This is a genomic window from Nostoc sp. KVJ20 (assembly GCF_001712795.1).
Classification (GTDB): Bacteria; Cyanobacteriota; Cyanobacteriia; order Cyanobacteriales; family Nostocaceae; genus Nostoc.
On record NZ_KV757663.1, the window covers coordinates 93,587 to 108,747 of the forward strand.

The following is a 15,161-nucleotide window of genomic DNA, read 5'->3' on the forward strand; positions in this document are numbered from 1 at the left end:
ACGATTTACGTAGAATATTACTAATTCTAACATCAAGTTTCAATAGAAGCACTGTATTTATGTATACATAACATTTATTGAATCAGTAAAATTGTCAGTTTATAGCTAGTATTAGCCCTCTCAAAACTAGCTATCATTAATATTTTTTCAAGACACTTTCAAAAAATTAATCTGAATAAGTATGTCTAAATTCTGAATTCTGAAGAGGCAATTAAGTGGTATTGGAGATTGCCACCAAATTCTTGCTAATTAAGTTTAATATACGAAAATCCTTTACAAAAACCGCGATCGCCTTTGGTGTGCTAAAAGCGATCGCATAAACAACCTCTATGAAAAATCTAGCTCTACTATCTGCCATAGCCCTCACCACCACATCTGGATTGGTTTTCGGTACAATGCAAGCCGCCTCTGCTTTAGCTTGGAATTGGAATTATTCTGGTACTGGTATAGAGGCGATTGGTATTTTTACAACTGATAACACCCCTGACGATTTAGGTTTTTATCAGATTTTGGGAATTACTGGTACACGAAATGGTGAAACAATTACTGGTCTGCAACCTGTAGGCACTCCAATACCAGGAAATGAACCTTTTAATGTTGACAATTTAATTAGTCTTAATACTCAGCAGTTAACAGGTGATGGTTTTGGTTATTCTACATCGGGGGGAAACTATTCTAGTCCATTTTTCGCTAGTTTCTTGCCAACACCAAGTTATTTAGAAGTTTTTTCTGTTCCACCACTGACACCAGGTTTTGAAAATTTGGGGACGGAAGATAGTGAGTTACCCATCAGTTTTTCTGCAAGCATAATCACCGTACCTGAACCCACCTCTATCCTTAGCTTATTTGCCCTCGCTACTGTTGTTGTCCCTTCAGCACTCAAACGTAATAAGCCATCTAAATTAACTGATAAGAAGCTTAAAAAAGTTTCCTAAAACCATCAATTCTTTGATTTATTTGAATCTCAGAAAAGGTACTTTTCATCTAGCCAGTAGGGATAATTCAGAATTATTATTGACATAACAAGGTTGAATGCGGTAGACTAGTACACTGTTTAAAGCGTATTTATTGCTGCACTAGGCTACAAGTATATCAATAACATTGGTAACTGATATTGCCTACGTGATGCCTAGTTGCTACTTTTTTGTTGTTTATTAATGAGGTGAACATGGCCAAGCGCCGTAACCCGAAAAAAGAAAAGGCGCTACGTAACCAGGCGTATGCCAGAAAGTTTCGTAAACGAACTACGACAGGAAGAATGCAGAGAAGGTTCCAACAAAGACCACCCAAGAGTGAAGAAGAAGAAGGCGCAGCAACAGCAGCTGACACTGATTAAGCTCTCTGCTTAAAGCCTTTTTATTTAGATTATTTATATTTTAGGGCGTACAAATGTACGCCTTTATTTATTATTGGGCATTGGGCATTGGTTATTTCTCCTTTGCTCCCCTGCCCCTTTGCTTCTTCCTCTGCTCCCCATTCCCCTATCGATCGATTTGAGCGCGGGCAGCTATGAGTGCTTTGCCAACCTGCACAAAGCCAGTACCACCGTGACTATTTCGGGCTGCAACAACTTGACGAGGGGATATTGCCTCATAAATATCTGCTGCAAATGCCGGATGTAGTTGTTGCCACTCTTCCAATTTCAAATCTTTCAGGAGTTTACCTGCGGCAATACTAGTCTTTACTACCTTACCCACAAGGTTGTAGGCTTCCCGGAAAGGAACGCCCCGTGCTGCAAGATAATCTGCTACATCGGTAGCGTTAGAAAAATCTTCCGCCACAGCTTCGGCTAACCGCTGGGTACGAAATTCCAAGCCTTCCCTGAGTAAAATCGTCATCGCTTCTAGGGAGGCTTTGACTGTGTTAACGCTATCAAATAGACCTTCTTTATCTTCTTGTAAGTCTTTGTTATATGCCAGGGGTAGCCCCTTCATAATCACTAGCATTGCCTGGAGATGACCAAATACACGTCCTGTTTTCCCCCGCACGAGTTCTGGTACATCGGGGTTTTTCTTTTGGGGCATGATACTGGAACCAGTAGCACAGCTATCTTTGAGGGTGACAAAGCGAAATTCTTCAGATGACCAAATAATAACTTCTTCTGCAAGGCGGCTGAGGTGAACCATAATCAAGCTAGCAGCACACAAGAATTCGATCGCAAAATCGCGATCGCTCACTCCATCGAGGCTGTTGGCATAAATATCGTCAAAATTCAATAGTTTGGCTGTGTAGTGGCGATCGATGGGGAAAGTCGTTCCCGCTAAAGCACCGCACCCCAAAGGTGAGATATTCACACGGCGAGAAACATCTCCTAAGCGTTCCCAGTCACGTTGCGCCATTTGAAAGTATGCCAAGAGGTGGTGAGCTAAACTCACGGGTTGGGCGCGTTGTAGGTGGGTGTAGCCAGGAATCAAGGTTTCAACGTGCTTTTCAGCTATATCCAGTAAAACACCTTGGAATTCTCGCAATTCGCTTTTGATTTGCTGAATTTGGTCGCGCAGGTAAAGTCTAGTATCAGTACCAACTTGGTCATTGCGCGATCGCGCCGTATGCACTTTTTTACCCACATCGCCGACAATTTCTGTCAATCGGTGTTCAACCGCAAAATGTACATCTTCAGCATCGACACCGGGCTGAAATTTACCCTGGCGGTATTCTTGGCGAATTTGTTCTAAACCGGCAACCAGTTGCTCTCCTTCTTCTGGGGAGATAATGCCCGTATGAGCGAGCATTTTGGCATGAGCTTGAGAACCAGTCAGGTCATATTCTATTAATTCAATATCAAAACCTATACTGGCATTAAAACGAGCGATCGCTGGATGTAACGCTGATTCAAACCGCTGGCTCCAAGTTTGTTTTTCGGTCATAAATTATGAAGGAAGGGGCATCAATTTTAGATTTTAGATTTTGGATTTTGGATTAATCTAAAATCTAAAATCCAAAATCTAAAATTTATTTAGCCGTAGCTAGTTAGATTCCGAATCATATAGCCAATGACTAAACCAATCAACAATGCCCACACTTGACCTGTTTGTATAAAGTGGTTCCAAGATTTTTGAATCTGACCCATCAGGTCTGGATCTGTAATTGTTTGTGCTAGGGCTGTCCAATTTACAGGCAAATGCCAAAGTAGCTGAGATGTCAAATCGCTGTAGTGGCTCATATTTGGTGCTTAAGAAGTTAAGGGTGACAAATTCCAATATCAGTTTATTTTTTACATTAAATACTGATATTTACTGAAATATTGGATATAACTTCAATGTCTTAACTCAAGATACAGCCGATGCCAACCGCAATTTCTCGGCAGTCCGCAAAATTTGCCCCGCCAACACTGCTGCACCAAAACCATTATCAATATTTACTACGCCTACTCCCGCAGCACAAGAGTTGAGCATTGTCAATAAAGGTGCTAAACCACCAAAACTTGCACCATAACCGATGCTGGTGGGTACAGCAATTACTGGACAACTCGCTAAACCAGCAACAACGCTAGGTAAAGCGCCTTCCATCCCCGCCACGACAATCAACACCGATGCTGACTCAATCAGGTGGCGATTACTTAATAAACGGTGAATTCCAGCAACGCCAACATCCCAGAGGCGCTGTACCTGAAAACCAGAAAGTTCAGCGGTGACAGCGGCTTCTTCAGCAACGGGTAAATCGGCAGTACCAGCAGAAAGAATGCCAATTTCCCCCTGGAATTGTGGTTCGATGGTAAGGGGAGCGATCGCACAAATTCGCGCCGATTGGTAATATCGCAAATCGCTAACTTTTGATTGCAGTACTTCATAAACTGCTGGTTCAATGCGGGTTGCCATCACCACCGGGTTACGGAGGCGCATCACCTCCATAATTTGAGCAATTTGATCGGGAGTTTTACCAGGCCCCCAAATCACCTCTGGGAAACCAGTTCTTAGCTGGCGATGGTGGTCAATTTTGGCAAATTCACCCACAGATTCATAAGTTAAGTTTTTGAGTGAGTCTAAAGCCGTATCTGGGGTAACTTTACCATTGGCAACCGCAACGAGTAGCGATCGCAAGGTTTTTTCATTTGTCATTTGTCATTTGTCCTTTGTCCTTTATCATTTGTCCTTTATCATTTGTCCTTTATCATTTGTCCTTTGTCATTTGTCATTTTTCCTTTGTCCTTTGTCGTTTATCTTTTGTTTTTATCTACAAGTAATGACTAATGACTAATGACTAATGACCAATGACCAATGACTAATTTGTTATTTTGATTTCATGAATGTTCCAGAATGCGCCACCCAATGCAGAGTATTGGATACCTTCAAAGCGATTACGCACTGCTGACATTGATAAAGGATTAACTAGATAAATAAACGGTAAATTTTCTTGGGTAATCCTTTGGGTTTCGGCATAAATTTCTTTCCGCTTTGCTGGATCTAATTCCCTTGCTCCTTGAATGTATAACTTAGCGATTTCTGCTTCCCAAGGAGACACTTCCCAACCTTCAATTGGCTTTTGTCCAGCTTGAGGTTTCTGATTAAACATGTGTAATCCACCTTCAGGCGACCAGACATTAGCCCCATCATTTGGTTCTAAACCACCAGTCAGACCCAGCATAGAAACTTCCCAGTCTAATGAATTTGACAGCTTATCTGTGTAAGTATTCCATGCCAGAGGAGTGAAATCAACTTGAATACCAATTTTACTCAGGTCTTGTTTAATCTGCGATCCAATTGCTTCGCGGATTTTGTTACCAGCATTGGTGAGCAACGAGAAGCGGACGCGGTTTCCTTGAGCATCAATTAGTTGGTTGTTGTTATATTTGAATCCTGCTTTTAGTAGCAGTTCTTTCGCCTTTTCTATATTGTATTCATAAACTTTTAGTCCTTCTTTAGGCGACAGATAATAAGGGCTTTGTACAGAAATGGGTGAATTTTGTGGTTGACCTAAACCACGAAAAGTATTATTAATCATCGTTTGTCGGTCAATTGCGTATGCTACTGCCTGCCGAAACTCTACAGTATTGAACCAACGCGATTTAACTGGATCAACCAGCGGTTTTCCATTCCTTTTACCTTTATTTAAATTGAATAAAACAAACGTCGTACCCGTTGCTGGCCCACCATTAAAAATTTTGAAATTCCCTTGTTCTTCCTGCACCTTTAGCAAAGAAAAATAATCTGGTGAAACTCCCACAGTATCCAATCCGCCAGAACGAAATTGTAGTAAAGATGTATCTGTTGATTCTACAATTTGCCAGACAACCCGTTCAATATAAGGCTGGGGTTCTCCTTTCGGGCCTTTGCGCCAATAGTATGGGTTGCGCCTAAACACTACACGTTGACTCGTGTCGTAGCGTTCTAGCTTGTAAGGGCCGTTAACGATAATTTGCTCTGGAGGCGTATCAACGCCCCACTTTGACAAAAATATGGGCTTACCCTCTTGGTCTTTTGTCTTGATAAATGGTTCGAGGGTATGGGCAGGTAAAATTGGCAGTCCTAAAGTTCCTAAAAATGGTGCAAAGGGTTCTGGAGTTGTGAATTCAATCCGTTGAGCATCGATTTTTCGTACCTTTGGTAATGCTCGACTTTCACCAATCCGTAGCACATCTCTAGCATCTGCGGGAATCGCTTCGTTCAGGTAAATTTGGTTGAAGGTAAATACTACATCATCTGCTGTTAAGGGTTCCCCATCAGACCATTTCAATCCCTGACGTAGGGTAAAAACAAACCGCAATTTGTCATCAGCAATTTCCCAAGATTCTGCTAAAGAAGGCTCGATGTTCCCAGTTATGGGATTTTCAGTAGTTAACCCTTCATAAATTAGAGGAAAAACATTGGGAGATTCCTGGCTCAAAGGGTAGTTAAAGGTTTTAGGGTCACTGAGAATAGCACTTACTAATTGCGGCACTTGAGCGGCTGAACTTTTGAAATTAGTCGGGTTGCAGGCGGTAAGTGTAAGTGCTGTTGCTGAAGTCAAAATTATTGGCAACCAAAAATGTTTAATTACCAGAAATATTTTGCTAAAAAATTTCATAATTTCAAATTTATTTCCATCCTATTCAGTCTTGAATATTTTTAATCAGGGGCTAAAACAAAAGTTACTCTGAAGCAACTAGTAAGACGACAGCATAAGCACATATACCTTCTTCGCGTCCAACGGGGCCTAATTTTTCATTGGTGGTAGCTTTGATACCAATTTGATTTGGTTGTAATTCTAAAACCGCCGCTAGTTTGTCGCGCATCTTGTGAATATGAGGCTTTAATTTTGGACGTTCTGCTACTACCACCGAGTCAATATTTCCGATCTGCCAGCCTTGATCCCGAATTAGTTTATGCACTTGAGTTAATAGTACTAAACTATCTGCTCCCGCCCATTGGGGATCGCTAGGGGGAAAATAATGACCAATATCGCCCAAAGATAATGCCCCAAGCATGGCATCCATAATCGCGTGAGTCAGCACATCAGCGTCACTGTGCCCCAACAAACCCAGTTCATGAGAAATTTGAATTCCACCTAAAATCAAAGCGCGATCGCTCACTAATCGATGGATATCGTAGCCGTTACCAATACGAATTTTAGTCATTTGTCATTTAGTCATTTGTCATTTGTCAGGAGTTAGGAATTATTATTCTCCCCCTGCTTCCCCTGCTTCCCCTGCCCCTCTGCTCCCCTGCTCCAATTTCTCCAAGAGATCGGGGCGGCGATCGCGGGTTTTTTGAATTTGTTGTTCGTAACGCCACTTTGCGATCGCTGCGTGATTCCCACTGAGCAAGACATCAGGCACTTTCAAACCGCGAAAATTGGCAGGACGAGTATATTGAGGATAGTCCAATAACCCTTCCTCAAAACTTTCTGCTGTGAGGGACTCTGTTTTAGCCACGGTTCCTGGTATTAGCCGCACCACGCCATTAATCAAAGCCATTGCTGGAATTTCCCCGCCAGTGAGAATAAAATCGCCTAAAGATACTTCACGAGTTACCAAATGCAGCACCCTCTCATCCACTCCTTCGTAATGCCCGCAAATAACTACTAACTGGTCATAATTTGTCACCAATTCTTTCAAAAGAGGCTGATTGATTGTTTGACCCTGTGGACTCATCAAAATTACTTCTCTTCGGGCTAGAATTGGCAGCGACTCCACAGCGGTAAAAATAGGTTCTGGCTTCATTAGCATCCCAACGCCGCCACCATAAGGTTCATCATCTACCTTTCGGTGCTTGTCAGTGGTAAAGTCTCGTGGGTTAATCAGATGCACTTCGGCAATCTGTTTGGCTAAAGCTTTACCTAGCAGCCCAGAATTGAGAACAGAGTTAAAACAGTCAGGAAAAAGCGTAACTATATCAAAGCGCACAGTTATTCGTATTCGAGGACACTAATCTTAAATTTGAATGTCTAGCAAACATCAGCAAGCCAAGGTCGGGGCAAACTCCAGTTAAACTTTATCAATAGTATCTAAAACTACCAGACCTCTTGGATTTTAGATGGGATCAAAAGTTTTTCTAATTACTTAATTTATGTTTAAATGTTGTCACAACTACATTTAAATTAATAATCATATCAAGTTAACAACTTCCAGGATGCATCGAGCCAGCCTCAGAAAAAAGCGTAGTCTTAACTGCTCGTCCCCAACCCTAGAGTGGGAATCTAGCCCCATAAAGACTATTTTGCCCTGCTGCAAGTGGACAGGTGAAAAACAAGGCGCTGGCTTTGAGAAAAGGGAACGAACACGTTTAGACTGAGGCAACGCGAGCGTTAAGCGAGAATTTGGAGAGTGGCTGACCCAGTTCCAAACTTCCAAAAAGTGTCCTCTCAAAAAAGCAAAGCGCAAAGATCATCAGGCAACTGAGCCTTGTTAAATTCACCTGAGAGTTGTTGACAGGAGAAACACAATGCCGCAATTACAAGCTAAATCGCTAGAAATGAGGACACCCCAAGCAACTAAAACCGCCGTTCTGGTTATCGGAGGTGCTGAAGATAAAGTTCATGGGCGCGAAATCCTACGAACTTTTTTTGGACGTGCCGGTGCTAGTAAGGCTTATATTACAATTATTCCATCTGCCTCTCGCGAACCCGCTATCATCGGTGGTCGGTATATTCGCATTTTTGAAGAAATGGGTGCTCAGAAGGTAGAGATTTTAGACATCCGCGAACGGGAACAGTGTGAAGCCTCCCAGATCAAAGCATCCTTAGAAGCCTGTAGTGGGGTATTTTTGACAGGAGGAGACCAACTGCGTCTTTGTGGCGTATTGGCAGATACGCCAGCAATGGAAATTATTCGTCAGCGGGTGAGGGCGGGGCAACTTACGTTAGCAGGCACCAGTGCAGGAGCGGCAGTAATGGGGCATCACATGATTGCTGGCGGCGGTAGTGGAGAGTCGCCCAATCGTTCCCTAGTTGATATGGCAACGGGTTTGGGATTTATTCCTGAAGTCATCGTTGACCAACACTTTCACAACCGTAATCGGATGGGACGACTGATTAGTGCGATCTCAGCTCATCCCGATCGCTTAGGTATTGGCATTGACGAAGATACTTGTGCTGTGTTTGAACGTGATGGTTGGCTACAAGTTATGGGTAAAGGCAGTGTCACCATTGTCGATCCCACTGAGCTGACCCACACCAACGAACCCCATGTCGGTGCTAATGAACCGTTAACCGTGCATAATTTACGTCTCCATATCCTCAGCTACGGCGATCGCTTCCACTTGTACCAGCGGACTGTATTGCCTGCTGTACACCGAATCTCCAGCTGACGGGATAGAGTATCTGAGGTTACACTGAGTTGACCGCACATTTATTTCTTACCGTAGAAAAATGATAAGAATACCATGTAAAGAGAAAAAACTGTTTGTGATGAACAGTTTAGCGGTCAATTCCAGTAAGAAACTAGAATTTTGGTTCCGAATCTCCATCTACCTATTCCCATGAGAATCCTCAAGATCCAGACCTTACGCGGCCCAAACTATTGGAGCATTCGACGCCACAAACTGATCGTCATGCGCCTCGATTTAGAAACCCTTGGCGAGACGCCCTCGAATGAAATCCCTGGCTTTTATGAAGGATTAGTTGAGGCGCTGCCGAGTCTGGAAGGCCATTATTGTTCACCTGGCTGTCGTGGTGGTTTCCTGATGCGAGTGAAAGAAGGCACTATGATCGGTCACATAGTGGAACACGTAGCCCTAGAACTCCAGGAATTAGCTGGTATGCATGTCGGCTTTGGCCGCACCCGCGAAACTGCCACACCCGGAATTTACCAAGTAGTGATCGAGTACCTGAATGAGGAAGCGGGACGTTACGCTGGACGAGCCGCAGTCCGGCTGTGCCAGAGTATCGTTGATCGAGGCCGTTATCCCAAGGCAGAACTAGAGCAAGATATCCAAGACCTGAAAGACTTCACCCGTGATGCTTCCTTAGGCCCTTCTACCGAAGCGATCGTTAAAGAAGCAGAAAAAAGAGGTATTCCCTGGATGTCTCTGGAAGCCCGCTTTTTGATTCAGCTAGGCTATGGCGTGAATCAGAAGCGAATGCAGGCCACAATGACCGACAACACCAGCATTCTGGGCGTAGAACTAGCTTGCGATAAAGAAGCCACTAAACGCATTCTCGCTGCCGCTGGTGCGCCAGTTCCCAGAGGTACGGTGATCAACTTCTTAGACGATTTGGAACAAGCCATTGAATACGTTGGCGGCTATCCCATCGTTATCAAGCCTCTGGACGGTAATCACGGACGCGGGATCACCATTGATATCAGAACTTGGGAAGAAGCTGAAGCCGGATACGAAGCTGCTAGACAGGTTTCCCGGTCAATTATTGTCGAAAGATATTACGTTGGGCGTGACCATAGAGTATTGGTGGTAAATGGCAAAGTAGTCGCAGTAGCCGAACGCGTACCGGCTCACGTTATTGGCAATGGCAGATCCACCATCTCCGAACTGATTGAGGAAACAAACCTCGATCCAAATCGCGGTGAAGGACATGATAACGTCCTCACCAAGATTGAACTAGACCGCACCAGCTACCAGTTGCTAGAAAGGCAAGGCTACACCCTAAATAGCGTGCCACCCAAGGGTACTATTTGTTATCTCAGGGCAACGGCAAACTTGAGTACAGGTGGTAGTGCCGTAGACCGTACTGATGAAATTCACCCAGAAAATCTTTGGTTGGCACAACGGGTAGTTAAGATTATCGGCTTAGATATCGCCGGACTCGATATCGTCACTACGGATATTAGCCGTCCGTTGCGGGAAGTCGATGGCGTAATTGTTGAAGTTAACGCCGCTCCCGGTTTTCGGATGCACGTTGCTCCAAGTGTGGGTATTCCTCGTAACGTCGCTGGCGCAGTGATGGATATGCTGTTTCCTAACGAGCAATCTAGCCAAATTCCGATTCTCAGCATCACAGGTACTAATGGCAAAACCACTACTACCCGACTACTAGCACATATTTATAAACAGACTGGGAAAGTAGTTGGATATACTACTACTGATGGAACATATATCGGTGATTACTTAGTAGAATCTGGTGATAACACAGGCCCTCAAAGTGCCCACGTCATCCTCCAAGATCCCACAGTGGAAGTAGCGGTACTGGAAACGGCTCGCGGTGGCATTCTCCGCTCTGGATTGGGCTTTGAAGCAGCAAATGTGGGCGTGGTTTTAAATGTAGCCTCCGACCACTTAGGAATTGGCGATATAGATACCATTGAACAGTTAGCTAACCTCAAAAGTGTAGTAGCAGAAGCCGTATTCCCGGATGGTTACGCGGTACTAAATGCCGACGATCGCCGCGTCGCCGCCATGTCAGAAAAAACTAAGGCTAATATTGCTTACTTCACCATGAATCCCGACTCGGAATTAGTGCGGAAGCACATCCAAAAGGGTGGAGTCGCAGCAGTATATGAAAATGGCTATTTGTCAATTGTTAAAGGTGATTGGACACACCGCATAGAAAGAGCCGAAAATATACCTTTAACAATGGGCGGACGTGCGCCGTTTATGATTGCCAACGCTTTAGCTGCAAGTTTGGCAGCATTCGTGCAAAACGTCACAATTGAACAGATTCGTGCTGGTTTGAAGACCTTCCGGGCTTCAGTTAGCCAAACGCCGGGACGGATGAATTTATTTAATCTAGGAAACTACCATGCTTTGGTAGACTATGCCCACAACGCAGCCAGTTATGAAGCTGTCGGTTCCTTTGTGCGGAACTGGACTACAGGGCAACGGATTGGCGTAATTGGTGGCCCAGGCGATCGCCGTGACGAAGACTTTGTTACTTTGGGTAAATTAGCAGCACAAATTTTTGATTACATCATCATCAAAGAAGACGATGACACACGGGGACGGGCACGGGGATCAGCCGCCCAATTGATTATTCAAGGCATCACCGAAGTTAAGTCTGATAGCCGCTATGAATCAATTTTGGATGAAACCCAAGCGATAAATAAAGGCTTAGACATGGCTCCTGATAACAGTCTGGTGGTGATTTTACCAGAAAGCGTCACTAGGGCTATTAAGTTAATTAAGCTGCGTGGTTTAGCGAAAGAAGAGACACATCAACAAAGTCCTGGCACAACTGTTATCGATTCCCAAAATGGAATCACACCTTCTTCTGTTGTGAATACCTTGCTGTAGTCAGGAATCAGGAGGAAGCAGTGTGCTGACTCCTGTCTTCTGACTTTTTTAATTACTGTTTTTCTTCTTCCTGATTGTTTTCCTCGCTGGGGGTTTTCATCTCCTCCTTAAAACCTCGTAGGCTTTTGCCCAGTGCAGTTCCCAGTTCGGGAATTTTTTTTGGGCCGAAAATTAGAATAGCGACTATGCTAATTACAGCTATTTCTGGCCATCCTAGTCCAAACATATAAATTTCCTCTAAGGCATCTGTAATTAAATATAGACATTGATGGCTCAAATCCGATGAGTGCAACTAACTTCTAATTGGATTGGTAATTGGCAAATCTAACCAATCGCTTAATTCCTGAGCTAGCCATTCCAGTTCCGCTTCAGATTTAATCGCACCACCAATACTACCAAGTTGATATTTTTTTACTCCTACCCAAATATCCAATTGTGCTGGAACGGCAATTCTAGTGCCTTCTGAGTCTTTAGTAAAATGTTTTGGAATATAAACCAACTTAGTAATACTTTGTCTTGGTGATGCACGGGGACGATAAAATTTCCAAGCAAACAACTCCCAGGTTAAGGCAATTTGTTCGGGATTTAAGCGTAAACAGATGCGTCCAAACAAATTAAAGAAAAGTTTATACACCATCATAAAGCCAGCACCCCAAAAAGGAAGTGAGAACAAGGCAAAGGGGATGTTGACAGGAAAAGGCGCTGAGAGTGCGCCAATTGTCCAAAAGAGGATAAATGAATTCCAGACGATCGCAAATAAACCTGTGAATATTATTGATGGATCAAAACCAGCTGGTGGAACGATAATTTCTAGAGAGTCTGCATTTTTCGTTAGTTGAATCTTACTCCCATCTGGTTTGCCAACAACTAAAGTAGGCAAGTTTGTCGGTTGTGGTTTCTCCAAAGCTGCCAGTGCAGCACTCGCAGAACTCAAACGCCGTTCTAAACTGGGTTCAATCATCCACTTTAACCAACTAGTCAGGCTGGGACTCAAATTAGCCAGTTGTTCAAACTGAATGCGAAAATCCTTTTGAGGTAAATCTGCTGGGTGATTGCCCGTAACTAAATAAATTAAGGTTGCACCTAAACTATAAAGGTCTGATGCTGCAACAGTGCGTCCGCCAAATTGCTCTGGTGGCATATAGCCGTAGGTTCCTACCACAGTTCTTGTCCCGGTTTCGGTAGCCAGGACTGTTTGCACTGAGCCAAAATCTACCAAATAAACTTGACCGATACTATTACCAGAGCGCTCCCCCAATAAAATATTGCTAGGCTTAATATCACGGTGAATCACAGGCGGATAAAGCCCATGTAGGTAAACGAGAATCTCTAAAAGTGCTTTGGCTATATATTTGACTTCAACTTCTGTAAAAGTCCGCCCAGTTTGTAAGCATTGCTCTAAGGTTTGTGCAGGGATATAAGTTTGTACTAGAGCAAATCCTTTGATGGTTGGTAAATTTACCTCAAAATAGTTTAAATAGCCAGGAATTGAGGGATGTGCTAGGTTTTTTAAAGTTTCGGCTTCTCGCTCAAACAGCTTGAGTGAATCCCATTCAAAGTCACTACCAAAAGAGAGTAACTTGATTACAACTAATTCCTGAGTTTGCAAATCACGGGCTAATAGCGTCCGCCGCCCTGCTTTTTTTCCTAATAGCTGCTGAACTTCATAGCGATCGCTTAATATTTCGCCAATCATTATGTTTTCTTCTAATGCTACGGTTGAAAAGTTTTTATAGCTTATTGCTTTTCAATTTGGCAAATCGATATCTTTAGTATAATTGCGTAGTTCTATGCCTTCCCAACTTTGGCCCTATATTACCCCTGGTATTCCTGATGAATTGTTTGAACATTTGCCAGGAATTCCCCTGAGTCAGCGAGAAGTCCGACTGTTATTAATTTCCCAACTGCGACTAAAATCAGATTCCGTGTTGTGGGATATTGGCGCAGGGACGGGTACAATTCCGGTAGAGGTGGGGCTATTGTGTCCAGGTGGAAAGATTATCGCTATAGAAAGGGATGAAGAAGTCGCTAATCTAATCAAGCGTAACTGCGATCGCTTTGATGTGAAAAATGTCGAAGTTGTTGAAGGCAGTGCCCCAGAGTGTTTACATGATCTCAAAATTACCCCTCACCGTGTTTGTATCGAGGGAGGCCGACCCATTCAGGAAATACTGCAAGCAGCTTGGCATTATTTGCCGCCATCCGGTCGGGTTGTAGCCACAGCTGCTAATCTAGAAAGTCTGTATGCTATTTCCCAAAGCTTTTCTCTGTTGAGGGCTAGAAATATCGAAGTCGTCCAGTCTGCGGTTAACCGTCTAGAGACACGTGGCTTTTCTCAAACCTTTACCGCCGTTGATCCCATTTTTATCCTCAGTGGTGAGAAACTGGACTAGGGATTAGGGACTGGGGACTAGGGACTGGGAAAAGTTTTCCAAATACCCAATACCCAATCCCCAATACCCAATCCCCAGTACCCAGTACCCAATCCCAAATACTTTTATGCCTTGGTCTCGGATTATAAGTGGAATTGTTGCGATCGCTCTTGCTCTTTCAGCAACCCTTTTGGGGGGTTGGTACTTTACCATCATCTTTGCGGTCATCATCTTTTTGGGTCAACAGGAATATTTTAATTTAGTGCGAGCCAGAGGCATCGCTCCTGCCGCAAAAACCACTATGGCTGTCAGCCAAATATTGCTGGTGATTTGTACCCTGGATGGCAGTTTAGCTGACGCTGTAATGCCAATAGCTGGAACACTTATTTGTTTTTACCTGCTGTTTCAGCCAAAGTTTGCCACGATCGCTGATGTTTCCGCTTCTATTATGGGGCTATTTTATGTAGGTTATTTGCCGAGTTACTGGGTGCGGTTACGAGCAATTGATAGTGCTGCTTTTAGCAATCTCCCTTTCGGAGGATACTGGCCCGCAACCTGGACAGATTTCTGGGAAAAGGCAAATTCCGCTTCTTTATCACAAGGTTTTACAGCAACACTGCTGACTTTTTTGTGTATTTGGGCAGCCGATATTGGTGCCTACACCATTGGTAAATTCTTTGGGAAAACTCGTCTGTCTGATATTAGCCCGAAAAAAACTGTAGAAGGTGCTGTCTTTGGCATTACTTCAAGTGTTGCCGTAGCTATAGCAGGAGCCTATTATCTCCACTTGCCCAGATCCCCCTTTACTGGTCTAGCATTGGGTTTGCTGATTGGCATTGCTAGTCTTTTAGGGGATCTAACTGAATCTCTACTCAAGCGGGATGCTGGAGTCAAAGATTCTGGACAGTTAATCCCTGGTCACGGTGGTATTTTAGACCGTACCGACAGCTATATTTTCACTGCTCCTTTGGTTTATTATTTTGTGACATTACTTTTGCCACTACTTAGTAAATAGTTAGTTGGGTACTGGGGATTGGGTACTGGGGACTGGGGATTGGGTATTAGGTATTAGGGATTGGGTATTAGGTATTGGGAAAACTTTTTCTCAGTTCTTAGGTATTAGGTATTGGGAAAACTTTTTCCCAGTTCCTAGTCCCCAGTCCCCAGTCCCCAGTCCCCAGTTCCTAGT

Annotated in this window: 14 protein-coding genes; 6 read left to right on the forward strand and 8 right to left on the reverse strand. The window is 43.7% G+C overall.

The features are described 5' to 3' along the window. The first annotated feature begins 329 nt into the window (after window positions 1-329). Entirely contained in the window at window positions 330-935 is a 606-nt protein-coding gene (locus A4S05_RS25660; RefSeq protein ID WP_069072609.1) for a PEP-CTERM sorting domain-containing protein, read from the forward strand. 233 nt (window positions 936-1,168) lie between these two features. Further along, window positions 1,169-1,336, forward strand: coding sequence for a hypothetical protein (locus tag A4S05_RS42035; RefSeq protein WP_012412073.1), 168 nt, complete (start codon window positions 1,169-1,171; stop codon window positions 1,334-1,336). 145 nt (window positions 1,337-1,481) lie between these two features. On the opposite strand, the gene argH is transcribed toward A4S05_RS42035, so the two are convergent. The 6 genes from argH to trmD all read right to left on the reverse strand — a co-directional run bounded on the left by argH (window position 1,482) and on the right by trmD (window position 7,321). Continuing rightward, on the reverse strand, window positions 1,482-2,867 hold the full coding sequence (argH, locus tag A4S05_RS25665; RefSeq protein ID WP_069072610.1) for an argininosuccinate lyase: 1,386 nt from the start codon (window positions 2,865-2,867) through the stop codon (window positions 1,482-1,484). An 89-nt stretch (window positions 2,868-2,956) separates the two neighbouring features. Continuing rightward, the gene (locus tag A4S05_RS25670) at window positions 2,957-3,163 is read right to left on the reverse strand and encodes a hypothetical protein (RefSeq protein WP_069072611.1); all 207 of its coding nucleotides are present in this window, start codon (window positions 3,161-3,163) and stop codon (window positions 2,957-2,959) included. A 106-nt stretch (window positions 3,164-3,269) separates the two neighbouring features. Beyond that, window positions 3,270-4,058 carry a nickel pincer cofactor biosynthesis protein LarB gene (gene larB / locus A4S05_RS25675; RefSeq protein WP_069072612.1) on the reverse strand — a complete coding sequence of 263 codons (789 nt, stop codon included), beginning with the start codon at window positions 4,056-4,058 and terminating at the stop codon, window positions 3,270-3,272. Between the two features lie 163 nt (window positions 4,059-4,221). Next, window positions 4,222-6,003 (reverse strand): ABC transporter substrate-binding protein, encoded by a 1,782-nt coding sequence (locus A4S05_RS25680; protein ID WP_069072613.1) that lies wholly within the window; start codon window positions 6,001-6,003, stop codon window positions 4,222-4,224. A gap of 64 nt (window positions 6,004-6,067) precedes the next feature. After that, on the reverse strand, window positions 6,068-6,553 hold the full coding sequence (gene ispF / locus A4S05_RS25685; protein ID WP_069072614.1) for a 2-C-methyl-D-erythritol 2,4-cyclodiphosphate synthase: 486 nt from the start codon (window positions 6,551-6,553) through the stop codon (window positions 6,068-6,070). A gap of 42 nt (window positions 6,554-6,595) precedes the next feature. Further along, the gene (trmD, locus tag A4S05_RS25690) at window positions 6,596-7,321 is read right to left on the reverse strand and encodes a tRNA (guanosine(37)-N1)-methyltransferase TrmD (protein ID WP_069072615.1); all 726 of its coding nucleotides are present in this window, start codon (window positions 7,319-7,321) and stop codon (window positions 6,596-6,598) included. A gap of 538 nt (window positions 7,322-7,859) precedes the next feature. On the opposite strand from trmD, the gene A4S05_RS25695 reads away from it, so the two are divergent. Next, entirely contained in the window at window positions 7,860-8,723 is an 864-nt protein-coding gene (locus A4S05_RS25695) for a cyanophycinase (RefSeq protein WP_069072616.1), read from the forward strand. A 171-nt stretch (window positions 8,724-8,894) separates the two neighbouring features. After that, window positions 8,895-11,600 (forward strand): cyanophycin synthetase, encoded by a 2,706-nt coding sequence (gene cphA, locus A4S05_RS25700; protein ID WP_084227265.1) that lies wholly within the window; start codon window positions 8,895-8,897, stop codon window positions 11,598-11,600. Window positions 11,601-11,652: 52 nt separating this feature from the next. Here cphA and tatA read toward each other — a convergent pair whose 3' ends face one another. After that, on the reverse strand, window positions 11,653-11,826 hold the full coding sequence (tatA, locus tag A4S05_RS25705) for a twin-arginine translocase TatA/TatE family subunit (RefSeq protein ID WP_069072618.1): 174 nt from the start codon (window positions 11,824-11,826) through the stop codon (window positions 11,653-11,655). 66 nt (window positions 11,827-11,892) lie between these two features. Beyond that, window positions 11,893-13,296 (reverse strand): serine/threonine protein kinase, encoded by a 1,404-nt coding sequence (locus A4S05_RS25710; protein WP_069072619.1) that lies wholly within the window; start codon window positions 13,294-13,296, stop codon window positions 11,893-11,895. Window positions 13,297-13,390: 94 nt separating this feature from the next. On the opposite strand from A4S05_RS25710, the gene cbiT reads away from it, so the two are divergent. Continuing rightward, a complete protein-coding gene (cbiT, locus tag A4S05_RS25715; protein WP_069072620.1) occupies window positions 13,391-13,993 on the forward strand; it encodes a precorrin-6Y C5,15-methyltransferase subunit CbiT in 603 nt (200 codons plus the stop codon). Between the two features lie 106 nt (window positions 13,994-14,099). Beyond that, complete coding sequence (locus A4S05_RS25720; protein WP_069072621.1) at window positions 14,100-14,987, forward strand: phosphatidate cytidylyltransferase; 888 nt, start codon at window positions 14,100-14,102, stop codon at window positions 14,985-14,987. Window positions 14,988-15,161 lie beyond the last annotated feature (174 nt).

What these genes read in the sequence shown, in the direction of transcription:
- cphA (WP_084227265.1), top strand. Translation starts at nt 8,895, where the DNA reads ATGAGAATCCTCAAGATCCAGACCTTACGCGGCCCAAACTATTGGAGC.
- A4S05_RS42035 (WP_012412073.1), top strand. Translation starts at nt 1,169, where the DNA reads ATGGCCAAGCGCCGTAACCCGAAAAAAGAAAAGGCGCTACGTAACCAG.
- cbiT (WP_069072620.1), top strand. Translation starts at nt 13,391, where the DNA reads ATGCCTTCCCAACTTTGGCCCTATATTACCCCTGGTATTCCTGATGAA.
- larB (WP_069072612.1), bottom strand. Translation starts at nt 4,058, where the DNA reads ATGACAAATGAAAAAACCTTGCGATCGCTACTCGTTGCGGTTGCCAAT.
- A4S05_RS25660 (WP_069072609.1), top strand. Translation starts at nt 330, where the DNA reads ATGAAAAATCTAGCTCTACTATCTGCCATAGCCCTCACCACCACATCT.
- ispF (WP_069072614.1), bottom strand. Translation starts at nt 6,553, where the DNA reads ATGACTAAAATTCGTATTGGTAACGGCTACGATATCCATCGATTAGTG.
- A4S05_RS25695 (WP_069072616.1), top strand. Translation starts at nt 7,860, where the DNA reads ATGCCGCAATTACAAGCTAAATCGCTAGAAATGAGGACACCCCAAGCA.
- tatA (WP_069072618.1), bottom strand. Translation starts at nt 11,826, where the DNA reads ATGTTTGGACTAGGATGGCCAGAAATAGCTGTAATTAGCATAGTCGCT.
- argH (WP_069072610.1), bottom strand. Translation starts at nt 2,867, where the DNA reads ATGACCGAAAAACAAACTTGGAGCCAGCGGTTTGAATCAGCGTTACAT.
- A4S05_RS25710 (WP_069072619.1), bottom strand. Translation starts at nt 13,296, where the DNA reads ATGATTGGCGAAATATTAAGCGATCGCTATGAAGTTCAGCAGCTATTA.
- A4S05_RS25720 (WP_069072621.1), top strand. Translation starts at nt 14,100, where the DNA reads ATGCCTTGGTCTCGGATTATAAGTGGAATTGTTGCGATCGCTCTTGCT.
- A4S05_RS25680 (WP_069072613.1), bottom strand. Translation starts at nt 6,003, where the DNA reads ATGAAATTTTTTAGCAAAATATTTCTGGTAATTAAACATTTTTGGTTG.
- A4S05_RS25670 (WP_069072611.1), bottom strand. Translation starts at nt 3,163, where the DNA reads ATGAGCCACTACAGCGATTTGACATCTCAGCTACTTTGGCATTTGCCT.